Genomic DNA, 7,749 nt, shown 5'->3' on the forward strand with positions numbered 1-7,749 from the left:
GGCATGGCCAGCTCCCCGCCCCCCTCGGCAACGGCGTCACCCAGCGCCACCCCGCCACCTGCGGCCCCGCCGGCACCGCCCCCGTCGCTGGCGGAGCTGTTCCTGGGCATGCAGCAGGTGGCGCTCTCCTCCTTCGGCGGCGGTCTCTCGGCCTGGAGCCAAAGGATCGTGGTGGAGAACCGCCGCTGGATGAGCAACGAGGACTTCATCACCGGCCTCACCGTGGCCCGCCTGTTCCCGGGGCCCAACCAGATCAACATGGCCGTCTACATCGGTGCCCGCTTCCATGGCCTGGTGGGCGCCATGGCAGCCCTGGCCGGGATGCTGCTGCTGCCCTTCAGCGTGCTGCTGCTGATTGGGCTCGCCTACTTCTACCTACACCTGGTGTTGGCGGTGGATCGGGTCCTGGCCGGGGTGGTGGCCGCGGCGGCGGGCATGGCCCTCTCGATGGGCTTCAAGATCCTCGGCGAGTACCGCCGCGACCCCCTGGCCCTGCTGCTGGCGGCGGTCAGCTTCGTGGCCATGGACGTCTTCCACGTGCGGCTGATCCCACTGGTGCTGGTGCTGGGGCCGATCGCCATGGCGCTCTACTGGCCGCGCTCGCCTCGCCCGCCGGCTCCTGCCCCTGGGCTTGGGTCATGATTGTGGTCGCCTGCCAGCCGGCCAGCCTCACCGACCTCGCCAACCTGGCGGCGGTGATCTGGGATTTCCTCAGCCTGTCGCTGTTCTCCCTGGGCGGCGGCAACACCCTGCTGGCCGAGTACCACCACCTCAGCGTCGACAAATACTGCTGGCTCACATCCCGCCAGTTCGCCGACATCTACGCCCTGGCGGAAGCGGCTCCAGGTCCCAGTTCGATGATCGTTGGACTGCTGGGCATGGGGGCCGCCTGGCGGGAGGGGCCGATCTGGGGCCTGCTGAGCGGCGTGGCGGCGGAAGTGGCGATCCTGTTGCCCTCCACCCTGCTGATGGTGGCGGCGGCCCTGGGCTGGAATCGCTTCAAGGATTCGCCGTTCCGCGTCGCCTTCGAGCGGGGCCTGGGCCCGATCACCCTTGGCATCCTGTTCGGCGTGGGCGTCAAGATCCTGCGCACGGCAGACCAGGATCTGCCCGCCCTGCTGGTGTCCCTGCTGGTGTGTGCACTGATGCTGTGCACCCGCATCTCGCCCCTGTGGTTCATGGCGGTGGCAGGGGTGCTGGGTGGTCTGGGCCTGATCAACCGTTGAGGGGCCAGCTGGGCTCGGCCGGCCGGATCGCGATCGCTCCCCCCTCCAGCACGGCCTCCTCGGTGAAGCCGGTGGGGGGCTGATCCTCGGGCCCCCGGGCCACGGCCGCGGCGATGCGCAGCTGCAGGGGCCGCAGCTGCAGGGCCACGATCCGGGCGCTGCCATCGCCGCGGCAGCCGGCGTGGGCCACGCCCCGCAGCCGTCCCCACACCCGCACATCGCCCACCGCCGAGATGCGCGCACCGGGGTTCACGTCCCCCAGCAGCAGCACCGACCCCTCGGCCTGCAGGTGGTCGCCGGAGCGCAGGGTGCCCTGGTGAATCGTGACCGGCGGTGCGGGGCGATCCCTTTCCCCTCCGGCTTCTGCTTCGGCCTCCCCGTCCGGTTCGGCCCGCCACCCGGTGGCCAGGCCCAGGGCCGCGGCGGCCACCAGGGTCTCGGCCCGGCTGCCCTCCACCCGCTCCAGCGTCAGGCCCAGGCCCTCCAGCAGCTGCTGCAGCGCCCGCAGCTCCGGCAGGGTCAGCGGCCAGTCGCGGCTGTGCAGCACCAGCGGACCGCGGGGTGGCCGACTGCCGAGGCCGTGGCGCACCTCCGCCAGGACGCCGTTGCCGGCGCTGTTGTTGATCGGGAGCTGGAGCTGGTGGGGCAGGCCAGGGGCCGGGGCCGGTGTCAGCAGGGCGGCCATCTCACCGGGGCGGGCATCTCAGCTGGGCCAGCATCCCACTACTGGCCATCGGCCAGGGCCAGTTCCTCGCGTAGCACCGGACTTACCTCGGCCGGATGGATCAGCCAGGCGGTCTGCACCGGCTGGCTGAGGCTGGTCACCAGGGCCGAGCTGGCCTCGAGGGCAGCCAGGCGCGTGCCATCCCAGAGACGCAGGCCCCCCTTGTAAGGGTGGTAGCCGCGGCTCTCCCGCTGCTGCAGGCCGCAGCAGCTTTCGGGATCCAGGCCCGCCGCGCCGCTCAGGCTCCGGGCCCGGGCCAGGAACTCCAGCCGCCGCTCCGGGCGCAGCTGCGTCACGGCCGTGGCCTTGAGCAGGCGGCGATCCAGCAGCCGGGCGCAGAGGCCGCGCAGGGGCTCCGGAGCCTCTTCCCGCCAGCGCAGCAGGTGGTAGCCGGTGCGCAGGTCGTCGTTGGCCAGGTAGGTCTCCAGGTCGATGGCGGTCGGGTGCCACAGCCAGCGGGCCATCACCGCATCGGCCTCCAGCTGGCTGGGGCCCAGTCGCCGGGCGGTGGCGATCACCTGGCTCAGCAGCCAGTTGCACACCACGTTGAGCCGGTGGTTGTAGACGCTGCGGTACATCAGGTTGCGCACCACCAGGTAGTGCTCCACCGCCATCAGGCCCTTGGGGTGCAGGGCTAGCTGGCCGTCGGGGGCCAGGGTGAGGGCCGCCAGGATCCTCTCCAGATCCAGCTGGCCGTAGCGGGTGCCGGTGCTGTAGCTGTCGCGCAGTAGGTAGTCGAGCCGGTCGCAGTCCAGCTGGCTGCTCACCAGGGCCTTGATGGCGGGCTGGCCGTAGCGGCCGTGCTCCAGCAGGTCCGCCACCGCATCGGCCGTGCCGGGGGCGTAGGCCTCGAGCCGCTGCCGCAGGGCGGGGTGCTCCCGGATCAGCCGGCCCGACCAGCTCTCGTGGTGCAGGCCATACATCTCCTCGCCCGAGTGGCTCAGGGGGGCGTGTCCCACGTCGTGCAGCAGCGCCGCCGCCAGCAGCACGCCACGGTGCTCCTCCAGCTGGGGGGCCTGGGCGGCCAGGCCGTCGAGGGCCTGCCGCGCCAGGTGCAACACCCCCAGGGAGTGGGTGAAGCGGCTGGATTCGGCCCCGTGGAACGTGAGGAAGGCCGGGCCGAGCTGGCGGATGCGCCGCAGCCGCTGGAAGGGTGCTGTATCGATCAGATCGATCGCCAGGGCCTCGGCCGGATGGCGCGGGTCCAGGCGGATCGCCCCATGCAGCGGGTCGTGGTAGGTGCGCGGACCCATCAGCCGGCCCTCCCGCTGGCGCTGATCGGCTCACGCGAGCCGCCATCGAGGTGGCTGGCCAGCTCGGCGGCGGCCGCCTCCAGCCAGTGGTCGCCCGCTCCACCGGGATCCAGCGGCTCGGGGCCGGGCAGTAGCAGATCCGGCTCAATGCCCAGGTTCTGGATGTCGCGGCCGCTGGGGGTCACGTAGCGGGCCACGGTCACCGCCAGGCCGCTGCCGTCGCTGCCCAGGCCGATCAGGGTCTGGATCAGGCCCTTACCGAAGGTGCGACTGCCCAGCAGGGGCGAGCGGCCGTCGTCCTGGAGGGCGCCGGCCAGGATCTCGCTGGCGCTGGCGGTGCCGCTGTTCACCAGGGTCACCATCGGGCCGCCGTAGAGCAGGCCCCGGTGGGCCTGCTGGGCATCGGCGAAGCCCTCCCGGTTGCGGGTTTCCACGATCGGCTCGCCATCCAGCAGCGCATCGGCCACGGCGAGGCCGGCCGCCACTAGGCCGCCCGAGTTGTTGCGCAGATCCAGTACCAGCCCCTCGGCCCCATCCCGCTGCAGCTGCTCCAGGGCGTCCTGCACCTGCTGGGGCACGGGTTCGGCGAACTGGCTGATGCGCAGATAACCCAGGCGGTGGCCTCTGGCCTCGATCAGGCGGTGGCGCACGGGATGCAGGTCCACCGTGCGCCGCTGCAGCTCCAGCTCCCGGGGCCGGGCGCCAGGGGACTGCAGCGTCAGAAGCACCCGCGTGCCCGCCGCGCCCCGCAGCCGCGCGGCGGTTCCCTCCAGCCCGAGTGTCTGCGTCTCGAGCCCATCCACCCGCAGCACCGCCGTACCGCTGGTGATGCCCGCCTCATCGGCGGGGGAATCCTCCAGGGGGGCGATCACCACGATTGCGGCATCGCTCCCCGTCGCACTGCCGCTCAGGCCCAATTGCAGCCCCACACCACTGACGCTGCCCTGGGTATTGGAACGGAGGCTGGCGTATTCGGCTGGCCGCAGCAGGCGCGTGTAGGGGTCGCCGATAGGGGTCAGCAGGGCCTCGATGGCGTCGTAAGCATCGCTGCTGGTCTGGATCGGATGCTCCAGGGCCTTCTGGCGCAGCCGCTTCCAGCCGATCGCCTCGAACCGCGCTGGGTCCACGTAGCTCTGGTTCACCAGCCGCCAGCTCTCCACCACCAGCTGCTGGGCGTCGTTGAGGGCCCAGGCCGCCGCGGGTTGCAGCAGCAGAGCCGCCGTCAGCAGCGAGCTGAACAGCGCGGCAAGCAGGGGCGCCAGCCCCCGGCCGGTGCCCGCTGGCGAGGGCGGCAGGCGATGGGGCTGGGTCGGCGGGGCGCTCACGTCCGGTCCGGGGCGATCGGTAGACTCTGCCAACCAAACCCTCTCGCTGCATGGCGAACTCCTCTCCCGCCGCTGGCGGAAAGTCCTCGCCGGTCTACGACTGGTTCCAGGAGCGGCTCGAGATCCAGGACATTGCCGACGACATCGCGTCGAAGTACGTCCCCCCCCACGTCAACATCTTCTATTGCCTGGGCGGGATCACCCTGGTCTGCTTCCTGGTCCAGTTCGCGACCGGGTTCGCGATGACTTTCTATTACAAGCCCACGGTGGCAGAGGCCTACGCCTCGGTCCAGTACCTGATGACCGATGTCAGCTTTGGCTGGCTGATCCGCTCGGTGCACCGCTGGAGTGCCTCGATGATGGTGCTGATGCTGATCCTGCACGTCTTCCGCGTGTACCTCACCGGCGGCTTCAAGCGCCCCCGCGAGCTCACCTGGATCACCGGCGTCACCATGGCCGTGATCACGGTGTCCTTCGGCGTCACCGGCTACTCCCTCCCCTGGGACCAGGTTGGCTACTGGGCCGTCAAGATCGTGAGCGGCGTGCCTGCTGCCGTGCCCGTCGTGGGTAACTTCATGGTGGAGCTCCTGCGCGGTGGCGAGAGCGTCGGCCAGTCAACGCTCACCCGCTTCTACAGCCTGCACACCTTCGTCATGCCCTGGCTGCTGGCTGTGTTCATGCTCATGCACTTCCTGATGATCCGCAAGCAGGGCATCTCCGGTCCCCTCTGAAGCCAGGCTTGAGATCATCCGGGTCGGCTGGGTTGCGAAATGCTGCAATCCAGGTCGACCCGCAGCCCCGGGGTCAGCACCAGCTCAGTCCCGGTTCCTAGGTTTCCCCCACTCGGTTTACGCCGGCTCGCCGGCTCTCCAACCCGGTCACTCTTCAGGCCTCCTCCATGCACATCCTCAAGAAGCCCGACCTGAGCGATCCCAAGCTGCGGGCCAAGCTGGCCAAGGGCATGGGCCACAACTACTACGGCGAGCCCGCCTGGCCCAACGACCTCCTCTACATCTTCCCGGTGGTGATCCTCGGGACGATCGGCTGTCTGGTGGGTCTGGCCGTTCTCGACCCCGCCATGCTGGGCGACAAGGCCGATCCATTCGCCACGCCTCTGGAAATCCTTCCCGAGTGGTACCTCTACCCGGTGTTTCAGATCCTCCGGGTCGTGCCCAACAAGCTGCTCGGCATCGCCCTGCAGACGATGGTCCCCCTGGGTCTGATGCTGGTGCCCTTCATCGAGAGCTTCAACAAGTTCCAGAACCCCTTCCGTCGTCCGGTGGCCATGGCCGCCTTCCTGTTCGGAACCGCCTTCACCATCTACCTCGGCATCGGCGCTGCCCTGCCGATCGACAAGTCCCTCACCCTGGGTCTGTTCTGAGCTTCAGGGCCTTTCGCGTGAGAGTTTATGGATACGACCCTCGGCTCCATGTCCTCCACCCCCTGGCCTAGGCCAGGGGTTTTTTTTGTGCCTGGCAGCGGGGGGCCTCAGGGGGTGTTGATGTCCAGCAGGGTCACGTCCCTGGGGTTCACCCGCAGCAGGTGGTGCAGCAGCAGGAAGCCCACGATCGTCCAGGTCTGGTAGGTGCGGGCCTGCTGGCCAACCCAAGTGCCGGTGGGTCCATCGAAGTACTCGGCCCACTGCTGGCGCGGCAGTTGGTTGAGCTGGCTCCAGTAGCACTCCTCGAGCATGGCCTTCATCTGGCCCATGAGCAGCACATCCGCCGAGGGGTGGCGCTGCTCATGCAGCAGGATCGCCCCGCCCAGGAACCAGAGCAGGCTGGGCCAGTGGCCTCCGTTGTGGTAGCTCCAGGGCCAGTTCTTGGGATCGGAGCCGGTCTTGTCGCGCCATTCATCCCCCTCCATCGGTGGGTGGCAGATGCGCATCGGCATCTGGGCCATCAGGTGCTCCCGGTTGTGCAGCACCAGCCGGAACAGGGCGCGCTGCTGCGGTGCCGACACCAGCCCGAACAGACAGGCCAGGGCATTGCCCAGGCTGTAGAAGCGAAAGTCCGGCCGGCCGGTCCGCATGTTACCGATCAGGTAGCCGCCCCGCTCCTCCAGCCAGTCCTGCAGCCAGGGTGGGATCACCTGGGGCTGCACGTTGAATTCGTTCTGGTGCTGATGATCGCCGTACTGCTCCGTGGGTCGGCGCCGCAGCACCTGCAGGGTCTTGCTGGTGACCCAGTAGTGCTTGAGCAGAAACAGGCGCAGGTCCCGCTGCCAGGCGCGGGTCAGCAGCAAGCGCTGATCCAGCAGGCGGCTGGTGTTGCCCTTCTGGGCCAACTCCATCAGCTGGCAGCAACTGCGCAGGCAGCCGAACAGCAGCACCTCCACCTCGAGGGGGGCTCCCCACACGTCCATGGGGCGGTCAATCATGAAGGCGCAGTCGGGCACGAACAGCACCGGCGTGCCCTCGAAGGTTGGGTGCAGCACCAGATCGAGCAGCAGCTGCACGCCGCGCTGCACCTTCTGGCTCACGCCGAATTCCCAGTCGCGGCTGCGGCGCACGTACAGCCAGCAGAGCACAGGCCACCACAGGCTGGCGTCCACCGATGTGATGCGGCCGATCGAACGCTGGCCGTAGTCGGCCAGCACCCTGCCGTCGTGTTCCACGAAGCTGGTGGGGAACACGCCGCGGGTCTGGTAGGCGCTGCTCTGCAGGTCCAGGCACACCTCCAGGAAATGGCGCACGATGTCGTGGCGTCCCTGCAGCAACAGGTAGAGCATCACGGGCACGTTGTCCCGCAGGAACACCTCGTCGTAGTTGAGGGCGCCCTCCCGGCCCGGGTGCTGCAGGGCGGCCATGGAGCCCACCGGCTTGCCGCCCACCTGGATCAGGGTGCGCTCGAAGTACTCCTGGGCACGGGCCACCACGGCGTCTTCCCGGGAACTGGGACGAACCCGCAGGCGCTCCTGACTGAACTGCTGCGCCATGGCGGGCTCCAGACCCCTGGGCCTTCGGACCAACGCTAGTCATGGCAAGGGGTTGCGTCAGCCATCCACCTCCTGACCGCGACCCGTTTGCAAGATCGGGGAGAGGGGTGTTATGGTTTTGGACTGCGCGGGAGCCGAGAGGCGAGCGTGCGGCGCCAAGGAGCCACCGGGGGAACCCGAGCGGAATTCTGAGGCGACTTACGACGAAGGAGGCGCGAGCCACCGGTGTTGTAAGTTCAAGAGGCGGTCGCGAGGCCGCTGAAACCGGAAGCCCGAGAGGGCGG

Annotated in this window: 8 protein-coding genes; 4 read left to right on the forward strand and 4 right to left on the reverse strand. The window is 69.2% G+C overall.

Annotated features, from left to right (window positions below; all coding sequences use genetic code 11):
* The first annotated feature begins 3 nt into the window (after positions 1-3).
* Entirely contained in the window at positions 4-642 is a 639-nt protein-coding gene (locus CJZ98_RS07130) for a chromate transporter (RefSeq protein ID WP_232756291.1), read from the forward strand.
* Positions 639-1,226, forward strand: coding sequence for a chromate transporter (locus CJZ98_RS07135; RefSeq protein ID WP_094589842.1), 588 nt, complete (start codon positions 639-641; stop codon positions 1,224-1,226). Before CJZ98_RS07130 ends, CJZ98_RS07135 begins: the two co-directional genes overlap by 4 nt.
* Here the strand turns inward: CJZ98_RS07135 and CJZ98_RS07140 are convergent.
* The 3 genes from CJZ98_RS07140 to ctpZ are packed head-to-tail and all read right to left on the reverse strand — an operon-like array spanning position 1,216 to position 4,465.
* Positions 1,216-1,911, reverse strand: coding sequence for a septum site-determining protein MinC (locus CJZ98_RS07140; protein WP_094589844.1), 696 nt, complete (start codon positions 1,909-1,911; stop codon positions 1,216-1,218). The genes CJZ98_RS07135 and CJZ98_RS07140 overlap by 11 nt on opposite strands.
* A gap of 38 nt (positions 1,912-1,949) precedes the next feature.
* Positions 1,950-3,203, reverse strand: coding sequence for an HD domain-containing protein (locus CJZ98_RS07145; RefSeq protein ID WP_094589846.1), 1,254 nt, complete (start codon positions 3,201-3,203; stop codon positions 1,950-1,952).
* Complete coding sequence (gene ctpZ, locus CJZ98_RS07150) at positions 3,203-4,465, reverse strand: carboxyl-terminal processing protease CtpZ (protein ID WP_390625488.1); 1,263 nt, start codon at positions 4,463-4,465, stop codon at positions 3,203-3,205. Before ctpZ ends, CJZ98_RS07145 begins: the two co-directional genes overlap by 1 nt.
* Before the next feature lie 113 nt (positions 4,466-4,578).
* Between ctpZ and petB the strand changes: the two genes are divergently transcribed.
* Both petB and petD read left to right on the forward strand, forming a co-directional pair.
* Positions 4,579-5,259 carry a cytochrome b6 gene (gene petB, locus CJZ98_RS07155; protein WP_094589850.1) on the forward strand — a complete coding sequence of 227 codons (681 nt, stop codon included), beginning with the start codon at positions 4,579-4,581 and terminating at the stop codon, positions 5,257-5,259.
* 167 nt (positions 5,260-5,426) lie between these two features.
* Positions 5,427-5,909: a cytochrome b6-f complex subunit IV gene (gene petD / locus CJZ98_RS07160; RefSeq protein WP_094589852.1), complete on the forward strand. Its 483-nt coding sequence runs from the start codon at positions 5,427-5,429 to the stop codon at positions 5,907-5,909.
* Positions 5,910-6,016: 107 nt separating this feature from the next.
* Here the strand turns inward: petD and CJZ98_RS07165 are convergent, their stop codons facing one another.
* Complete coding sequence (locus tag CJZ98_RS07165; protein WP_094589854.1) at positions 6,017-7,465, reverse strand: glycoside hydrolase 100 family protein; 1,449 nt, start codon at positions 7,463-7,465, stop codon at positions 6,017-6,019.
* Positions 7,466-7,749: the final 284 nt, after the last annotated feature.

The organism is Vulcanococcus limneticus LL, from assembly GCF_002252705.1.
Lineage (GTDB): Bacteria > Cyanobacteriota > Cyanobacteriia > PCC-6307 > Cyanobiaceae > Vulcanococcus > Vulcanococcus limneticus.